General features: G+C 45.1%; 14 protein-coding genes and 1 pseudogene. 4 read left to right on the forward strand and 11 right to left on the reverse strand.

What is annotated here, in order from left to right:
• The first annotated feature begins 15 nt into the window (after nucleotides 1-15).
• Genes FTU45_RS12590 through galE form a run of 3 tightly spaced genes read left to right on the forward strand, consistent with a single transcriptional unit; the run spans nucleotide 16 to nucleotide 3,948 of the window.
• Nucleotides 16-1,272 (forward strand): nucleotide sugar dehydrogenase, encoded by a 1,257-nt coding sequence (locus FTU45_RS12590; RefSeq protein WP_180076490.1) that lies wholly within the window; start codon nucleotides 16-18, stop codon nucleotides 1,270-1,272.
• Nucleotides 1,272-2,939, forward strand: coding sequence for a glucose-6-phosphate isomerase (gene pgi / locus FTU45_RS12595; RefSeq protein WP_180076491.1), 1,668 nt, complete (start codon nucleotides 1,272-1,274; stop codon nucleotides 2,937-2,939). Before FTU45_RS12590 ends, pgi begins: the two co-directional genes overlap by 1 nt.
• Nucleotides 2,932-3,948, forward strand: coding sequence for a UDP-glucose 4-epimerase GalE (gene galE / locus FTU45_RS12600; RefSeq protein ID WP_004728838.1), 1,017 nt, complete (start codon nucleotides 2,932-2,934; stop codon nucleotides 3,946-3,948). Before pgi ends, galE begins: the two co-directional genes overlap by 8 nt.
• A 77-nt stretch (nucleotides 3,949-4,025) precedes the next feature.
• Here the strand turns inward: galE and FTU45_RS12605 are convergent, their stop codons facing one another.
• The 10 genes from FTU45_RS12605 to FTU45_RS12650 form a co-directional block, all read right to left on the reverse strand.
• Nucleotides 4,026-5,393 (reverse strand): phosphomannomutase CpsG, encoded by a 1,368-nt coding sequence (locus FTU45_RS12605; protein ID WP_180076492.1) that lies wholly within the window; start codon nucleotides 5,391-5,393, stop codon nucleotides 4,026-4,028.
• Between the two features lie 65 nt (nucleotides 5,394-5,458).
• Nucleotides 5,459-7,297, reverse strand: a complete 1,839-nt coding sequence (gene glmS, locus FTU45_RS12610) for a glutamine--fructose-6-phosphate transaminase (isomerizing) (protein WP_180076493.1) — start codon at nucleotides 7,295-7,297, stop codon at nucleotides 5,459-5,461.
• A gap of 12 nt (nucleotides 7,298-7,309) precedes the next feature.
• On the reverse strand, nucleotides 7,310-8,674 hold the full coding sequence (glmU, locus tag FTU45_RS12615; protein ID WP_180076494.1) for a bifunctional UDP-N-acetylglucosamine diphosphorylase/glucosamine-1-phosphate N-acetyltransferase GlmU: 1,365 nt from the start codon (nucleotides 8,672-8,674) through the stop codon (nucleotides 7,310-7,312).
• 20 nt (nucleotides 8,675-8,694) lie between these two features.
• The gene (locus FTU45_RS12620) at nucleotides 8,695-9,216 is read right to left on the reverse strand and encodes a phosphatidylglycerophosphatase A (protein ID WP_180076495.1); all 522 of its coding nucleotides are present in this window, start codon (nucleotides 9,214-9,216) and stop codon (nucleotides 8,695-8,697) included.
• Nucleotides 9,194-10,111, reverse strand: coding sequence for a thiamine-phosphate kinase (gene thiL, locus FTU45_RS12625; protein ID WP_180040439.1), 918 nt, complete (start codon nucleotides 10,109-10,111; stop codon nucleotides 9,194-9,196). Before thiL ends, FTU45_RS12620 begins: the two co-directional genes overlap by 23 nt.
• A gap of 18 nt (nucleotides 10,112-10,129) precedes the next feature.
• Nucleotides 10,130-10,579: a transcription antitermination factor NusB gene (nusB, locus tag FTU45_RS12630; RefSeq protein WP_004728813.1), complete on the reverse strand. Its 450-nt coding sequence runs from the start codon at nucleotides 10,577-10,579 to the stop codon at nucleotides 10,130-10,132.
• Nucleotides 10,580-10,583: 4 nt separating this feature from the next.
• Nucleotides 10,584-11,054 carry a 6,7-dimethyl-8-ribityllumazine synthase gene (ribE, locus tag FTU45_RS12635; RefSeq protein ID WP_044109358.1) on the reverse strand — a complete coding sequence of 157 codons (471 nt, stop codon included), beginning with the start codon at nucleotides 11,052-11,054 and terminating at the stop codon, nucleotides 10,584-10,586.
• An 18-nt stretch (nucleotides 11,055-11,072) separates the two neighbouring features.
• A complete protein-coding gene (gene ribBA / locus FTU45_RS12640) occupies nucleotides 11,073-12,188 on the reverse strand; it encodes a bifunctional 3,4-dihydroxy-2-butanone-4-phosphate synthase/GTP cyclohydrolase II (protein ID WP_180076496.1) in 1,116 nt (371 codons plus the stop codon).
• Nucleotides 12,189-12,593: 405 nt separating this feature from the next.
• On the reverse strand, nucleotides 12,594-14,105 hold the full coding sequence (locus tag FTU45_RS12645; RefSeq protein WP_005094691.1) for an aldehyde dehydrogenase family protein: 1,512 nt from the start codon (nucleotides 14,103-14,105) through the stop codon (nucleotides 12,594-12,596).
• A 347-nt stretch (nucleotides 14,106-14,452) separates the two neighbouring features.
• On the reverse strand, nucleotides 14,453-15,415 hold the full coding sequence (locus tag FTU45_RS12650; protein WP_180076497.1) for an alpha/beta hydrolase: 963 nt from the start codon (nucleotides 15,413-15,415) through the stop codon (nucleotides 14,453-14,455).
• A 366-nt stretch (nucleotides 15,416-15,781) separates the two neighbouring features.
• Here FTU45_RS12650 and FTU45_RS12655 point away from each other — a divergent pair, with 366 nt between their 5' ends.
• Nucleotides 15,782-17,482, forward strand: coding sequence for an NAD-dependent malic enzyme (locus FTU45_RS12655; protein ID WP_074383716.1), 1,701 nt, complete (start codon nucleotides 15,782-15,784; stop codon nucleotides 17,480-17,482).
• 196 nt (nucleotides 17,483-17,678) lie between these two features.
• On the opposite strand, the pseudogene FTU45_RS12660 reads toward FTU45_RS12655, so the two are convergent.
• Nucleotides 17,679-17,798, reverse strand: a pseudogene (locus FTU45_RS12660) (IS30 family transposase); the annotation flags it as partial.

Genomic DNA, 17,798 nt, shown 5'->3' on the forward strand with positions numbered 1-17,798 from the left:
ATAAAAAGGAATAATATGAAAGTCGCAGTATTGGGAAAAACCCTATTTTCTGGGGTCATGTCGGCCCTTTTATCTGAATGTGGTCATCAGGTGGTCTGGTGTAACAGCTTCGATGTAGATGAGTCAGCTCGGCCCTATTTCCAGGATGAATCTCTACAGCAATTACTGCAAAAACAGGAAAAATCTGGCTTTTTAAACTGTTGCAATTTTCAGCATCTGGATTTTAATCAGGATGTTTTTTTCTTTAGTTTTAATGCGACTGAAGAACAGCAGGTATTTCAGATGCTAGAGACCATCCGGCATGCCTGTTTTGCCCATCCCAAACTGATGATTAATGCCTCGACCTTTGGCTTGCATGGTACCCAGCGCTTTCAGCAGTTGCTGCCGAATGATGACTGGATTTATCTGCCAGATATTATTCAGGAAGGCAATGCACTGCGTAGCTTTACTCAGGCCACCCAGCTGATTGTGGGCTGTGATCATGCAGATATACAGCCTAAAATCAAAGAACTCTTACGCCCATTATTTCCACGCGCGCAGCAGTATTTATTTATGCCGGTTCTGGATGCCGAATTTACCAAGCTGAGTATTTCCGGCATGCTGGCCACCCGGATCAGTTATATGAATGATCTGGCCAGTGTGGCAGAAAAACTTGGGATTGATATTGAACAGGTGCGCCAAGGCATGGCGGCGGATAACCGGATTGGTTCGGCTTATCTGTTTCCGGGCGTCGGTTTTGGTGGAGAGAACTTCTCGCATGATATCCGCACTTTGACGCATGCAGTAGCAGATTCAGGGGTGAAAAACCAGTTGCTGGAACAGGTCTGGGAGATTAACGAACAACAAAAAGAATTACTGTTCCGCAAACTATGGAATTATTTCCGTGGCGATTTACAGGGAAAAGTGGTGGCGATTTGGGGCGCAGCCTTTAAAGAAAATACCCCGAGCATCCAGCAATCTCCAGTGCATGCCATGCTCACTGCATTATGGGCGCAAGGGGTGACGGTCAAACTGCATGATCCGCAAGCATTGGCCAATATTAAAAAAGTCTATGGGATACGGCAGGATCTAATCCTATGTGAAGATCAATATCAGGCAGTTGAAGGTGCAGATGCCTTATGTTTGATGACTGCCTGGAAGCAGTATGGTAGTCCAGATTATCCACACCTCATTAAACTGATGCAGCATCCCCTGATTTTGGATGGTCGTAATCTGTATGATCCGGCCTATATCAAGGCGCGTGGTTTTAATTATATTGGGGTGGGACGTTAATGTTAAGTCAGCTTAAACCAGATCTAAATACTGAAACTGTGTGTCAAAAACTCGCCTCGAGCAAAGAACAACTTGATGCGGTGCATCTACGAGAATTGTTTGCTGCAGACCCCCAGCGTTTTAACAAATATTCAATTCAGTTTGAACAGCTGGTCTTCGATTATAGTAAACATAGAATGAACAGCACGGTGATGCAGGGCCTGATTGAATGGGCAGATGCACAAAACCTAAGATCCTGGATCGGGTCTTTATTTTCAAATCAGGATATTAATTATACCGAGCAACGTGCTGCCATGCATTGGGCATTACGCTTGCCAGCACAGGATCAGCAGCATGCGGATCTGGCCGCTGATGTGCATGCTCAACTTGAGCGCATGTATGCCTTGGTCGAGCAAATCCATGCCGGGCAGCGTCGTGGCGCCACCGGTGAAGTGATTCAGGATGTGGTCAATATTGGGGTGGGCGGATCAGATCTTGGCCCTCTAATGGTGACTCATGCCTTATCGGATTTTAAATACCAGTCTGCCCAGCCACTCAATGTGCATTTCGTCTCGACCATGGATGGCAGTCAGCTGTCCGAGTTGTTGCATCAACTGCGTCCGGAAACCACGCTATTTATCATTTCATCCAAATCATTTGGTACGATTGATACCCTCACTAATGCCCAGACCGTGCGTTTGTGGCTGGAAAAAGCATTGGGTCAGCATCCTTATATTCTCAAGCATCATTTTATCGGGGTATCGACCAAACCGGAGAAAATGACGGCCTGGGGAATTGCTCCGGAAAACCAGCTACTGTTGTGGGACTGGGTCGGTGGTCGCTATTCACTGTGGTCCTGTATCGGATTGCCGATTGCACTGAGTATCGGCATTGAAGGTTTTAAGCAGCTGCTGGCCGGTGCCTATGCGGTCGATCAGCATTTTCAGTATCAGCCTTTTGAGCGCAATATTCCGGTCTTGATGGGGCTCTTGGGTGCATGGAATAACAATTTTCTGGATATTCAGACCCATGCCATCCTGCCTTATGATGGCCGGCTAAAATACTTTGCTTCCTACTTGCAGCAGCTGGAAATGGAATCGAATGGCAAGTCGATCCAGCGCAATGGTGAAAAAGTGCAGCTGGATACCTGTCCAATTATTTGGGGAGAGGTTGGCCCGAATGCGCAACATGCTTTCTATCAACTTCTGCATCAGGGCACCCAGTCAGTCAGTTGTGACTTTATTGCACCGGTAAAGCGCTATAACAGTCAGCAATATACCTATGCCGATAGTGCTGAGGCATTAATCGAGCAGCATCATTTGGCATTGTCGAATTGTCTGGCGCAATCGCGTTTACTGGCTTTTGGTAATGAAGCGCTGGATCAAAACGAATTGGCTAGCTTGCCGGCTTATAAGCAGTATGAAGGCAATCAGCCGAGCAGTACCTTGTTACTGCAAGAGCTGAATCCCTATAGTCTGGGGATGCTGATTGCATTGTATGAGCATAAGGTGTTTGTTCAGTCGGTGCTGTGGAATATCAACCCATTTGACCAGTGGGGCGTGGAAAAAGGCAAGGAAATTGCCAACCAGTTGCTGCCTATTTTGAATGGTGAACAGTCTGAGCTAGGTGGTCTGGATGGTTCAACTCAAGGTTTAATTAACATTTTATTAGGGAAGCAGCATGGCTAAAATTCTGGTAACGGGCGGGGCAGGCTATATTGGTTCGCATACTTGTGTTGAGTTATTAAATGCCGGCCATGAGGTGGTGGTTTTAGATAATCTCTGCAATAGCGCTGCTGAGTCTTTGAATCGGGTGCAACAGTTGACCCAAAAAAGCCTGACATTTATACAAGGTGATATCCGTGATGCTCAATTATTAGATCAGGTATTTCAGCAACACTCGATTGATGCAGTGATTCATTTTGCCGGGCTTAAAGCCGTCGGTGAAAGTCAGCAAATTCCCCTAGCTTATTTTGACAATAATATTACCGGTTCAATCAGCCTGGTTCAGGCGATGCAGCGCGCACAGGTTTTTAAGCTGGTATTTAGTTCCTCAGCCACGGTCTATGGAGAAAATAATCCTTCTCCGTATCAGGAAGATATGCTACTCGGTATGCCCAATAATAATTATGGCTATACCAAGCTGATTGTGGAACAACTCTTGGAAAAGTTGTCTGTGGCGGATGAACGTTGGTCGATTGCCTTATTACGTTATTTTAATCCGGTCGGCGCGCATAAAAGTGGCCAGATTGGGGAAGATCCACAAGGTATTCCCAATAATCTGATGCCTTTTGTAACCCAAGTCGCAGTAGGCAAGCGTGAAAAGCTTTCCATTTTCGGCAATGACTATCCAACTGAAGATGGCACCTGTGAACGTGACTTCATTCATGTGGTTGATTTAGCGAAAGCCCATGTTCTGGCGATTCAGAACCGTTTAAATCATCAAGGTTGTCGTGCTTGGAATATTGGCACAGGCCAACCCATATCAGTGTTAACGATTAAAAATACCTTTGAACAGGTGAATCAGATCCAGATTCCGTTTGAGTTCGCGACACGACGTACAGGTGATTTGGCTAGCTTCTATGCAGACAGCCAGCGTGCTCAACAAGAACTGGGTTGGGCTGCTGAGTATGAACTTGAAGATATGCTGACAGATAGCTGGAACTGGCAGAAACAGAATCCGAATGGCTATCGTTAAAATTTTTATAACGATATAAATAAAAATGGGAGCTTTTGATGAACAGCTCCCATTTTATTGTACTGTATGCGTGAAGATTAACTCTGAATCAGCTGAGTCAATTCATCGACATAGTCCTGCATTGGTCGGGGATTGTGATCACGACGGCTTTCAATATTCAGACGCAATAGCGGTTCAGTATTCGATGCCCGCACATTAAAACGCCATGCACCAAAATTAAGGCTGACCCCATCGGTCTGATCGATCTCCGGCTGCTGATCGGCATAATGATCGAAAAGTTTTTGGATGGTCGCTTGGGTATCGGCGACTTTAAAGTTGATTTCACCACTGCATGGGAACTTGGCGATCATCTCCTCCACCAGAGAAGATAAGGATTTTCCTGTTTCAGACAGTACTACTATCGCCAGTAACCATGGAATCATGCCGCTATCGCAATAGGCAAAGTCACGGAAATAATGATGGGCACTCATTTCCCCGCCATAGGCCGCATTATGCTCACGCATCACATCTTTAATAAAGGCGTGACCTGATTTTGACTGAACCGTGATCCCTTGGTATTGCTCTACAATATCCAGTGTATTCCAGACCAGACGCGGATCATGTACAATTTTTTCGCCAGATTGCTTCAGCAAGAAGGCTTGAGCCAAAAGACCAACAATATAATAGCCTTCAATAAACTGGCCTTTTTCATCGAACAGGAAGCATCGGTCAAAGTCACCATCCCAGGCAATGCCCATGTCGGCAGCATGCTCAATCACAGCATCGCGAGTACTAGCACGGTTTTCAACCAGAATCGGGTTGGGAATCCCATTCGGGAAGTTGCCATCGGCTTCATGATGAATTTTGATAAATTCAACCGGAATATTGAGTTCTTTAAATTTTACTTCGATTGCATCAATGACATGACCTGCTGCACCATTACCCGCATTCACCACCAGTTTCATCGGGCGGATTTTTGCCGGATCAATATAGCTCATCAGATGATTTACAAATTCAGGCAGAATATTGTATTTCTCAGTACGGCCTTTATTGCTGACGTCAATAAATTCATCTGATTCTGCTAAAGCCTGAATCTCTTTAAGACCAGTATCGGCACTGATTGGACGGGCATTTTCACGTACCAGTTTCATGCCATTATAGTCCATCGGATTATGGCTGGCCGTGATTTCAATACCACCTTGAACATCCAGATGGAAGGCGCCAAAATAAACTTCTTCCGTGCCGGTCATGCCAAGATCAAGTACATTAACACCGGCATCATTTAAACCGCGGATAGTGGCCTGTTTTAAGCCTTCGCTGCTAAGGCGAATGTCACAGCCAATGACAACTGTTTTTGGTTGATAGATTTGTCCATAGGCGCGACCAATTCGGTAGGCAATGTCTTCATTCAACTCGGTGCCCAGTTTGCCGCGAATGTCATAAGCTTTAAAGCAAGTCAATGTCATGTTCTATATGCTCTTATGTTGATATATACAAAAAAGGCCGGTTCCCCAGTCGTTAACAAAAAAAATTATTCTACAGTGACTGATTTTGCCAGATTACGTGGCTGATCGACATCCGTACCACGAAGTACAGCCACATGATAAGACAGTAATTGCACCGGAATGCTATACACAATTGGTGCCAAGATTGGATCGACGCTTGGTACAAAGACTACATGTTGACGGTCTTTGGCTTTAATATCACTGTTTTCATCAGCAAAGACGAACAGTTCACCCCCACGTGCCTGCACTTCTTCCATATTGGATTTGAGTTTGTCCAACATATCGTCCTGTGGTGCCAGAATCACTACCGGCATGTCATTATCCACCAGCGCCAATGGCCCATGTTTCAGCTCACCAGCGGCATAACCTTCAGCATGAATATATGAAATTTCTTTCAGTTTGAGTGCACCTTCCAGAGCGATCGGGAAGTGCGTACCACGGCCTAAGAACAGGCAGTGCTGCTTCTCAACAAACAGTTCAGAGAGACGTAAAATTTCATCATCATGGCGTAAGGTGTCGAGAATGACTTTAGGCATATGCCAAAGTTCTGTGGTGATCTCCGTCATCTGTTCTGTAGAAATGCTATTTTTGACCGAACCGATTTTGAGGACCAACAGCATCAATGCAGCAAGCTGGGCGGTAAAGGCTTTGGTCGACGCTACCCCAATTTCAGGACCTGCCAGCGTCAACAGACTATGCTGAGTTTCACGCACCATCGAAGAGGTCGCCACGTTACAGATGGTCATCGTGGTGATGTCCAGTCCTTTGACTGCTGCACGTTTTTGTGTATCACGTAAGGCAGCCAAAGTGTCGGCAGTTTCACCGGACTGGGAGATACATACATACAGCGTGTGATTCACAATGACTGGCGTACGATAACGGAATTCGCTGGCAATCTCGACCTGACACGGCAGATCAATCAGCTGTTCAAACCAGTATTTGGCAATCATGCCGGCATGATAACTGGTACCACAGGCAATAATCTGGATTTGCTGGATTTTTGTGAAGTCCTGTTCTGCACTGGCAAGGAAGTCTTCGCGCAGGTCATTGCCATTTAAGGCTTGAGAAATGGTCTGTTTGATCGCTTCAGGCTGCTCATAAATTTCTTTGAGCATGTAGTGCTTATATTCACCTTTAGAGGCATTGCTGACCGCAGCATCCAGTTCCTTGACCGGACGATCGACCAGTTGACCATCGACGAAAACTTCAATCGTGCTGCGGGTCAAACGCGCAATATCACCTTCTTCCAGGTAGATAAAACGATTGGTAATCGGGAGCAGTGCCAGCTGGTCAGAACTGATAAAGTTCTCGCCAATCCCCACACCAATGACGAGTGGCGAACCTTCACGTACGGTAATCAGTTCATCCGGATGATCTGTATGCACGATACCTAGGGCATAAGCACCTTTGAGTTGTGGTACCACCTGGCGCACAGCTTCCATTAAGCTTGGGGTAGATTTCAGGGCGTCATTGATCAGATGTGCAACCACTTCTGTATCGGTCTGTGAAGTAAAGACATAACCCAAAGCTTCAAGATCATCTTTGAGTTCTTGATAGTTCTCAATGATTCCGTTATGGACCACTGCCACATTTTCAGAAATATGCGGATGGGCATTTTCTTCAGTCGGTTTGCCATGGGTTGCCCAGCGTGTATGTGCAATGCCAAGTGAACCGCTGATCTGTGATTCATTTACGGCCTGTTCAAGATTCGCGACCTTGCCGACACGACGTTCACGCAGGACCTGGCTATTGTTGATGAGTGCCAAACCTGCTGAATCATAACCCCGGTATTCCAGGCGTTTTAAGCCTTCAATCAAAATATTGGTAATGCTACGTTCTGCAATGCCACCGACGATACCACACATATTTATTCCCCCTTATTTCTTGATTTTTTGCGGACGTGGATAGTTTTCTTTGGCAAATTGCTTAGAACGTTCTACCGCCAAACTGTTGTCTTCCACATCACGAGTAATCGTCGAGCCTGCACCCACTGTAGCACCATTGCCAATTTTCACAGGTGCAACCAATGAACTGTTCGAACCAATGAAAGCCTGATCACCAATGATGGTTTTAAATTTATTCACACCATCATAATTGCAGGTAATGGTACCTGCACCAATATTAGAACCGGCACCGATTTCAGCATCCCCGAGATAGGTGAAGTGGTTGGCTTTAGAGCCTACGCCAATTGTGGTATTTTTCACTTCTACAAAGTTACCGATATGCACCTCGGCAGCAAGCTTCGCACCCGGACGCAGTCGTGCAAAAGGGCCAATCTGGGTATCTTCACCGACGATAGCATTGTCAAAAATGCTATAAGGTTGCACTTTAGTCCCAGCTGCAATTTTGGTATTTTTGATGATACAGCCAGCACCAATTTCAACATGGTCGCCCAGCTCGCAATCACCTTCGATGATGACATTGATATCAATCTGTACATCTTGACCGACAGTTAAATTACCACGCAAATCAAAACGGCTCGGATCAATCAGATGTACACCTTGCTGCATCAGCTGTTTGGCCTGAAATGCCTGAAACTGACGTTCTAATGCTGCCAGTTGCACACGGTCATTTACGCCTTCAACTTCAAAGGCTTGTTCAGGTTCTACCGAAGCAACCTGCATACCATCTGCCAGAGCCATCGCCACAATATCGGTCAGATAGTATTCACCCTGAACATTCTCATTGCTTAAATTTGGCAGCCATTGATGCAACTTGGCATTGCTGACCGCATAAATGCCAGTATTAATTTCTTGGATCTGACGTTGCTCGTTCGTTGCATCTTTATGTTCAACAATGGCCTGAATCTGACCATTTTTACGCACGATGCGACCATAACCATTGGCATCTGGCAAGGTGAGTGTGACCAGACCAATGCCAGTTTCTGCAGTGGCATCGAGTAATTTTTGCAAGGTAAGCGGGTTAATACAGGGTACATCACCAGAAAGAATCAGCGATACGCCGTCTTGGGGCAGGACAGGTAAAGTCATTTGTACGGCATGACCGGTCCCCAGCTGTTCGCTCTGTTCAACCCATTTAATTTTTTGTGCTGTAAAAGCAGCTTGAACCTGCTCGCCACCGTGCCCGTAAATGGTAATAATATTATCTGCGTTTAATTTTTTTGCTGTGTCAATGACATGACCCAGTAAAGGACGTCCTGCAAGCGGTTGTAATACTTTCGGTAAGCTTGAACGCATACGCGTGCCTTTACCTGCAGCAAGAATAATAACAGTCGTTGACATGTTCTAATCCTAAATATGGCTTATGCCACGGTGAAGTAAAAATAAATCAAAATACAAAGAGCCGCCCACAGGCCAGCAATGATGTCATCCAGCATGATGCCAAAACCGCCGTCGACCTGACGGTCAATGACCCGAATCGGCCACGGTTTCCAGATATCAAATAATCTGAATAGCGCAAAACCGACCAGCAGCCAGAGCCAGTTCATCTGGCCGAGATAGATCAGGGGTAAAAATGTGATGGATTGTCCGGCGAATTCATCCCAGACAATGCGGCCATCATCATGAACGCCCATGAGCTTGGCAGTATGCCCGCAGATATATATGCCAATCAGGGACATGATGGCAATGGCAAAAAGACTGTTTAAAAAATCAAGATGCAGCCAAATCGGGATAAATAACAGTGCAAAAGCCGAACCAAAGGTCCCCGGTGCTTTAGGCACCAGTCCTGAGCCGAAGCCAACGCCACTAAATACAATCAGTCGGTCGGTCCATGACATGGCTTTAAAATTGATCGCAGGTTTATGCAAAATGTTGATACCCATTAAATTGAAGCAAATGATCTACGCCATCTTTTTCAAAAGTTAAGCCGTGCTGCTGCTGAATTGTGCCGACTATACTAATCGAAACATCAAGTTGTTTTTGCAATAATTTTTCGTAATTTTGCGGGCTTATTGTAAAACATAATTCATAATCGTCGCCACCTGCCAGTGCATACTGCCATTTTTGTGCCTCGCTTAAGGCCTGCAGGGCAGGACTGATCGGTAAATGTTCCAGTTGTAGCTTGGCACCGACTTGCGAGGCTTTGAGAATATGTCCAAGATCTTGGGCCAAACCATCCGAGACATCAATCATGCTATGTGCCAGACCTTTTAAGGAGGCACCGAGCTGACAACGTGGCGTCGGATAGTCCAGACGTTTCTGTAGCGGATGACCTAAATGATTTAAGGCAAAAGCAGCATCGCCGACAGTTCCACTGACACAGATCAGATCACCTGGTTTTGCACCTGAGCGTGGCACCGCTTGGCCAATATCGACCCAGCCTAAGGCTGTCACAGATAAAGTGAGATGCGGACTTTGGGTGGTATCACCCCCGATTAAACTCACGCCAAATTGATCGCAGCAATCGTATAAACCCTGACTAAAGCCTTTGAGCCAGTCATGATCAATTTGGGGTAGGCTCAATGCCAGAAGAATACTATGCGGTTTTGCACCCATCGCGGCAATATCGGAAAGATTAACAGCAACCGATTTCCAGCCAATGGCATGCGGATTTGTATCGAGAGGGAAGTGTCGTCCAGCAACCAGTGTATCGGCACAGATGACCAGTTGTTGCTGAGGCGGAGGGGTGAGCAAGGCTGAATCGTCACCGACGCCTAAATCGACAGAATGCGTATTCTTGCGATTGAAATAGGTGTCGATAATCGAAAATTCAGCCATACAACAATTCGACTTTAATTAGTTTGCTTGTTGCTTTTCTGCTGCACGTAAAGTTGTCGCTAAACGATCCAATACACCGTTGATGTATTTGTGGCTGTCGGCACCGCCAAAATGTTTAGCCAACTCGATCGCTTCGTCTAGAACCACGCGATATGGAATCTCAAGATGTTCTTTGAGTTCATACGCGCCTAGACGCAAGGTTGCGAGTTCAACACCATCCAGTGCTGAAAGTTCACGATCGAGTACCGGAATTAAGAGCGCATCCAATGCTTCATGATTGGCAACCACTTGAGTCAACAATTCATGATAATAGCTCAGATCCACTTTATGCATGGCATTTTCCACACGCGTACGTGCTTCAATCTCATGCACCGGATTGTGGCTCATTTGCCATTCATAAATTCCTTGTACAGCAAAGCGACGTGCTTTACGTTTTGCTGCATAAGTTGCTTGAAGTGTTTGCGACATAGCGTTAAATAGCCTTTAACAAGTTAACCATTTCAATCGCAGTCAGGGCAGCTTCGCTACCTTTATTGCCTGCTTTTGTTCCAGAGCGTTCAATCGCTTGTTCAATACTGTCCGTAGTGAGTACACCGTTAATGACAGGTAAGCCAGTGTCCAGGCCAACCACGCCTAAACCTTTGGCACATTCGCCTGCAACGAAATCGAAGTGAGGCGTGCTACCACGAATCACGGCGCCAAGCGCGATGATGGCATCGAAACGATCTGAAGTTGCCAGTTTTTTCGCAACTACAGGAAGTTCCCAGGCACCAGGGGCATGAACAACAGTGATATTATCCTCTGATACACCATGACGTTTCAATGTATCAATGGCACCTTCTAACAGATGTTCAACCACAAAGCTGTTAAAACGACCAACTAAAATCGCATAACGGTCTTCGTTCGCGAGATGTAACATACCTTCAATACGGCGAACTGCCATAGCAACCTCGATGATTTCTTAAGATGTTTGTTGTGCGGTGATGTATTCCACCACTTCTAAGTTAAAGCCTGATAGTGCATTGAAGCGCAATGGAGAGCTGAGCAGCTTCATTTTTTCAACGCCTAGATCACGCAAAATTTGTGCACCGACACCAATGGTCTGATACTGCTGAGACAGTGCAGAATTTGATTTTACATTTTTTGGTGCATTTAAGGTATCTAAAGCCGGACCCAAATCCTGTAAATGACGTTGCCCAATCCAGACCAGTACACCACGATCACTATTGGAAATTTCTTTTAGTGCACGGTCTAAATTCCAGGCCGGTTCGCCGTCCTGTTTTTTCAGTTTGAGCAAATCACGGGTCGGATTAAAACCATGTACACGAACGGTGGTCACGCCATCTTTAGGCTCACCTTTGACCAAGGCCAAATGAATATCCGGGTTGCCCAGTTCACGATAACGATATAAATCAAATGTGCCGTATTCGGTGTCGAGTTTTTGATGATCGAGACGCTCAACCGTTTGCTCATTGGTCATGCGGTAATGAATCAGGTCGGCAATGGTGCCAATTTTCAAACCATGCTTTTCAGCAAAAACTTCAAGATCCGGACGGCGCGCCATGGTGCCATCTTCATTGATGATTTCACAAATCACCGAAGCCGGTTCCAGTCCTGCTAAACGAGAAAGATCACAACCTGCCTCGGTATGCCCGGCACGGTGCAATACGCCACCCGGCTGCGCCATCAGCGGGAAGATGTGTCCTGGCTGTACAATATCTGCCGGTTTGGCATGAGCAGCCACCGCAGTTTGAATCGTGTGCGCACGTTCAGCCGGTGAGATCCCGGTAGAAATACCTTTGGCTGCTTCAATTGACAGGGTAAAATTGGTTCCATGCTGGGCACCGTTTGCATCGACCATCAAAGGCAGATTCAACTGCTGGCAACGCTCTTTGCTTAAAGTCAGGCAGACCAGACCACGTGCATGGGTGATCATGAAGTTGATGTCTTCAGGACGTACGTGCGTGGCAGCAATCACTAAGTCACCTTCATTTTCACGATCTTCATCATCCATCAGGATGACCATTTTTCCTGCACGGATATCTGCTACAAGCTCTTCAACAGTATTGAGCGGCATCAACCTTCACCTTCTTTTTTGATCTTGATCAGACCGAATCATGACATTATTGGGTACATAGTCTAACGCTTTTTAAGCAATTTTGCCTATGCTTATTAGTTTCCCTATAGTGGTTCAATGTTATACACAGTCTTGGGAATCATGAAAAGCCGACTTTAAATGAAAGCCAGGGCTTTATGCAGGTTTTTTGAACAGTTAAAATGCATAAAAAATGAAAAACTTAGGCAAAGTCCTTCTAAGTTAAAGTATTAATTTGTTTTTTATACAGTTTTATTCCTGTTTTTGTGATTTTCAGATTTTTATTTTGCTGGTCAACGATCAAGAGCAGAAAAATTTACCAGATATTAAAAAACTTGAATAAAACAAAAAAAGCGAACCGCAGTTCGCTTTTGAGAAAATTCATACTTAGAAGAAACCAGCCGGTTTGGTTGAATAACTCACCAGCAGGTTTTTGGTCTGTTGATAATGATCCAGCATCATTCTGTGATTCTCACGGCCAATCCCTGATTTTTTATAGCCACCGAAAGCCGCATGTGCAGGATAAATATGATAACAGTTGGTCCAGACCCGACCCGCTTGAATCGCGCGTCCTGCACGGTAAGAGGTGTGTGCTGAACGTGACCACACACCTGCTCCTAAACCATAAATGGTGTCATTGGCGATTTTAATGGCATCATCAAAGTCCTTAAATGTCGCCACCGCCAGCACCGGCCCGAAGATTTCATCCTGAAAGGTTTTCATGTCATTGGTGCCTTTGAAAATGGTCGGTTCAATATAAAAACCTTGTCCCACTTCCTGACGTGCTTCACCACCGGTCAGAATTTGCGCACCCTCTTCGCGGCCAGTAGCAATACAGCCCAGAATCTTGTCCTGCTGTTCCTGTGAGGCTTGCGCACCAATCATGGTGTCGGTGTCGAGCGGATGACCGGTTTTAATGCGTTGCACCCGTTCTACCGCACGCGCCAGAAACTCATCGGCAATACTTTCCTGCACCAAGGCACGAGAAGGACAGGTACAGATTTCACCCTGATTCAGGGCAAACATGGCAAAGCCTTCCAGTGCCTTGTCCAGATAATCATCTTCCTGATCCATAATGTCGGCAAAGAACAGGTTTGGTGACTTTCCGCCAAGTTCCAGTGTTACCGGAATAATATTCTCGGTGGCGTATTGCATGATTTGCTGACCGACTGCGGTTGAACCGGTAAAGGCAATCTTGGCAATGCGCGGATTGGTCGCGAGTGGACGACCGACTTCGATACCATAACCATTGACAATATTCAGTACACCCGGCGGCAAAATGTCCTGAATCAGTTCAGCTAAAACTAAAATGCTGACCGGGGTTTGTTCCGCAGGTTTCAGCACGATACAGTTGCCTGCTGCCAAGGCGGGTGCGAGTTTCCAGGCCGCCATCAGGATTGGGAAGTTCCACGGAATGATTTGACCCACCACACCCAACGGTTCATGGAAATGGTAGGCAATGGTATCTTCATCAATCTCGGAAATGCCGCCTTCTTGTGCGCGGATACAGCCGGCAAAATAACGGAAATGATCAATACATAGCGGAATATCGGCCGCTAAGGTTTCACGGATCGGCTTGCCGTTGTCCCAGGTTTCTGCCACCGCCAGCAGTTCCAGATTTTGTTCCAGACGATCTGCAATTTTTAGCAGGATATTGGAACGGGTGGTGGCTGAGGATGTATTCCACTGTGCTTTGGCCTTGTGCGCTGCATCTAGGGCCAATTCGATGTCTTCTACAGAAGAGCGCGGCACTTTGGTAAAGACTTTGCCATCTACCGGAGAGATATTGTCAAAGTATTCGCCTTTAACTGGAGCGACCCATTCGCCGCCAATGAAGTTGTCGTATTGGGCTTTAAATTGAATTTTTGCACCGTCAGTATTGGGGTCTGCATAACGCATAATCTATTCCTTTATATGATTGTTATTGGTACATGCTGACCCTATTTTCTCAATTGAAAATGCTACAGTTTCAGCAGTCAGCTCTACTATAAAGAGGGAAAAAGACAGGTGGTGCTTTGATTACACGCTTGCTACAAAAGACAACATTTGGAATATGAAGTATAGGAATTAAATTTTATATTTAATCGAAGCTTATCCTAAGAAATAAGCATTTAACTGGCGCTTAAAAAATCGAAGGATTCATGTATTTCTGATGGTTGCGGATTACATTCAAGAGGGCTATTTTATTCAATCAAAACACTTAACAGAAAACAGGAGCCTAAAATCATCTTTCCTGTTTGCCGGCATTATAGTCCTTTGCTGTTGAGCCATTGAAACAGCTGCTGGTAGACCTGTTCACGTACAGATTTGTCTGAAAGCACCAGATCGTGTAAACCATTCTGAATGCTTTGAACCGTGACATCAGCTTTAATTTTTTTGGCATATTTCTGAATGTCTTTAACTCCCAAAATCACATCACTAGTTTGCGCTGCCTTGCCCCATTTTTTGGGATATAAAGTCTGATGCGAATGCATGACCAGAACCGGAATATCGAGTTCGATACCGCGATGAATTTCTTTTTGTGCTTCATAGATGGCACGAATAAAACTGATCCGTACCCTTGGATAGCGGGTCTTTTTCCAGTCCAGACTGAAGTCCCATTCACCTTTTAAATCCTTGTGCAGACTGGCGGCATACCATTTATTTAACTCACTCGGAAATTTAAGGTCGGGAAAAATTTTCGCCAGTTTGCTTAACTGCGGGATGCCGAGCGCACGTTTTATCGGATTCATATTAAAGTTATAAAATGGACTGTTGACCCAGAGTGCTTTGATTAACCGATGATTAGGGTGATGTGCCGCGTACAATGTGGTGATAAGGCCGCCGGTAGAATGACCACAGAGCAGGGCAGCATCATGGCCCTCGCTTGCGATAATATCCAGTGCCTGGCTAATTTCTGCATCATATTCAGACAGCTCATGCACATTATAATAGTTCTGATGCGGCAGAATCGAACGGCCATATTTTCTTAAATCCAGCGCATAAAAATAAAAACCCTGCTGATTAAAGCGTTCCGCCATTTCAGTCTGGAAGAAATAATCAATAAATCCATGAATATATAAAACCGCTTTAGGAGTAGGCTGCGCTGCTTTTTTACGTATCAGGGTTGCTACAACTTTGCCCTCATAGTCATCTGGAAAGCTCAAGGTGGCTTGCTCATAGCCGATGCCTAAAATATCAGCTTGATAAAGGGGCTGGAATTCACTCATTTTTATACTCATTTATATTATTGAATTTATACTTTATCCTTGATGAGCTTTAACTTTTTGTCAAATCAATCTTCTGCCTTAGCAGTATGAAAAAGATCAACACTATATAAATAGGCCATAACCCATTTTAAATCAGTGAGATTTTAAAATAGAACAAGCATTTTTGATGGATAAAAGAAATTTATTACAAAATTAACCAAAATCTCTCCTATCACGCTACGTTATCAGATTATAAAATCCTGCTAAAAGCATTATCAATTTACTAAATACCCCAAAAGGCTAAAATCAGGATAGGCTATATAAAATAACGATAGTGATGTCATTGTTTTCGGCGAAGTGCCGAGGATTGATTAGAAGAGTTAAATAATGCCCAGAGAAAATTTGAACAGTAAACGCCCTTTATATATTCCGTATGCTGGAAACACCTTATTAGAACTCCCGTTACTCAATAAAGGTTCTGCATTTACTGAAGAAGAGCGTAGAAGCTTTAATTTGCATGGTTTAATTCCTCATGTGACCGAGACCATTGAGGAACAGAGTCAGCGCTCTTATCAGCAATATTGTGCTTTTAATAGTGATATCAACAAGCATATTTATTTGCGTAATATTCAGGATACCAATGAAACCCTGTTTTATCACCTGATTGAAAATCACCTTAGCGAGATGATGCCGATTATTTACACCCCGACTGTGGGGGAGGCATGTCAGCGCTTTTCTGATATTTATCGCCGTCATCGCGGGATCTTTATTTCCTATCCGGATCGCGATCAGATCGAGCAGATTATTCACAATATTAATAAAAAGAACGTGAAAGTGATTGTGATTACCGATGGCGAACGCATTTTGGGTTTAGGCGATCAGGGGATTGGCGGAATGGGGATTCCGATTGGTAAATTGGCGCTCTATACTGCCTGTGGTGGAATCAGCCCAGCGTATACCTTACCGATCACTCTCGATGTCGGCACCAATAATCAGCAATTGCTGAATGATCCGATTTATATGGGTTGGCGTGAACCGCGGATCAGCGGCGATGAATACTATGCTTTTGTCGAAATGGTGATTCAGGCCATTCAGCAGCGCTGGCCGGATGCATTGATTCAGTTTGAAGACTTTGCGCAGAAAAATGCCATGCCTTTGCTGGAAAAATACCGTGATCGCATTTGCTGCTTTAATGATGATATTCAGGGAACCGCTGCGGTTTCGGTCGGAAGTTTAATTGCCGCTTCGCGTGCAGCAGGCAAGCAGTTGAAAGATCAGGTGGTGGCATTTCTGGGGGCTGGTTCAGCTGGTTGCGGGATTGCGGAACAGATCATTAAACAAATGATTGCGGAAGGCTTGAGCGATAGCGAAGCACGTGCACGAATCTTTATGGTCGACCGCTTTGGTCTGATCACTGAAAATCAGCCGAATTTACTAAATTTTCAGCGTAAATTGGCACAGCCTGCTGAACATGTAGAAAGCTGGGCAGATGCTGAAGCCATGATTTCATTAACAGATGTCGTGAAGCATGCTAAGCCAACAGTACTGATTGGGGTTTCGGGGCAACCGGGATTATTCACGCAGGAAGTGGTTGAAGCTATGGCTGAGAATAGCGTGCAGCCAATTATTTTCCCTTTATCCAATCCGACTTCACAGGTAGAAGCAGTACCGGCAGATATTTTGCAATGGACTAAGGGTAGAGCGCTGATTGCCACAGGTAGCCCCTTTGCACCGGTGAATTATCAGGAAAAAATCCATCATATTTCACAGTGCAATAATTCTTATATTTTCCCCGGAATTGGGTTGGGGGTGATTGCTTCGGGTGCGAAGCGTGTTACAGATAATATGCTGATGGCTTCTAGTAATGCTTTGGCGGATTGTTCGCCTAAGTTGCAAGACCCACAAGCGGATTTATTGCCAAGTCTCGATCATTTGCAGTCTATTTCAAAGCAGATTGCGTTGAAAGTCGCCCTTGCAGCCATTGAGGATGGGGTGGCGCCTAAAGTAAGTATTGAGGACTTGCAGTTAGCGATTGAGCATAATTTCTGGACACCGCAATATCGTGATTATCAGCGGGTCACTTTCTAATTTTAAATGAAGACAAACTCTGACTAAGCACTCGTTTTGGGCTGGTCAGCGTTTATTGGTTAAAATAGGCAATGCCTAAAAAAAGCCCCGATCTTTCGATCAGGGCTTTTTTGAATCTGGAGCGGGAAAGGAGACTCGAGCTCTCTGATTCCAATCTCGATAAAGTCGCTGAGATTTATTTTATTAAATGGCGGATTCAAGCGGCAAGTGCAACAGTATAAAAACCAGCCATAACTTCACTAGGCGTATACCAACCTAGTGTTTTTCTAGGACGATGGTTGAGTGCAAATTCTATCTGCTCTATTTGTTCGTTTGA

Origin of the sequence: Acinetobacter sp. YH12106 (assembly GCF_013418995.1) — a bacterium.
GTDB lineage: Bacteria > Pseudomonadota > Gammaproteobacteria > Pseudomonadales > Moraxellaceae > Acinetobacter > Acinetobacter pseudolwoffii.

Bases quoted from the DNA above. Each gene is read 5' to 3' on its own strand.
- glmU (WP_180076494.1), bottom strand. From the start codon at position 8,674: ATGTCAACGACTGTTATTATTCTTGCTGCAGGTAAAGGCACGCGTATG.
- FTU45_RS12605 (WP_180076492.1), bottom strand. From the start codon at position 5,393: ATGACATTGACTTGCTTTAAAGCTTATGACATTCGCGGCAAACTGGGC.
- glmS (WP_180076493.1), bottom strand. From the start codon at position 7,297: ATGTGTGGTATCGTCGGTGGCATTGCAGAACGTAGCATTACCAATATT.
- thiL (WP_180040439.1), bottom strand. From the start codon at position 10,111: ATGGCTGAATTTTCGATTATCGACACCTATTTCAATCGCAAGAATACG.
- FTU45_RS12650 (WP_180076497.1), bottom strand. From the start codon at position 15,415: ATGAGTGAATTCCAGCCCCTTTATCAAGCTGATATTTTAGGCATCGGC.
- FTU45_RS12590 (WP_180076490.1), top strand. From the start codon at position 16: ATGAAAGTCGCAGTATTGGGAAAAACCCTATTTTCTGGGGTCATGTCG.
- FTU45_RS12645 (WP_005094691.1), bottom strand. From the start codon at position 14,105: ATGCGTTATGCAGACCCCAATACTGACGGTGCAAAAATTCAATTTAAA.
- ribE (WP_044109358.1), bottom strand. From the start codon at position 11,054: ATGGCAGTTCGCCGTATTGAAGGTATGTTACATCTCGCGAACGAAGAC.
- ribBA (WP_180076496.1), bottom strand. From the start codon at position 12,188: ATGCCGCTCAATACTGTTGAAGAGCTTGTAGCAGATATCCGTGCAGGA.
- pgi (WP_180076491.1), top strand. From the start codon at position 1,272: ATGTTAAGTCAGCTTAAACCAGATCTAAATACTGAAACTGTGTGTCAA.
- galE (WP_004728838.1), top strand. From the start codon at position 2,932: ATGGCTAAAATTCTGGTAACGGGCGGGGCAGGCTATATTGGTTCGCAT.
- FTU45_RS12655 (WP_074383716.1), top strand. From the start codon at position 15,782: ATGCCCAGAGAAAATTTGAACAGTAAACGCCCTTTATATATTCCGTAT.
- nusB (WP_004728813.1), bottom strand. From the start codon at position 10,579: ATGTCGCAAACACTTCAAGCAACTTATGCAGCAAAACGTAAAGCACGT.
- FTU45_RS12620 (WP_180076495.1), bottom strand. From the start codon at position 9,216: ATGGGTATCAACATTTTGCATAAACCTGCGATCAATTTTAAAGCCATG.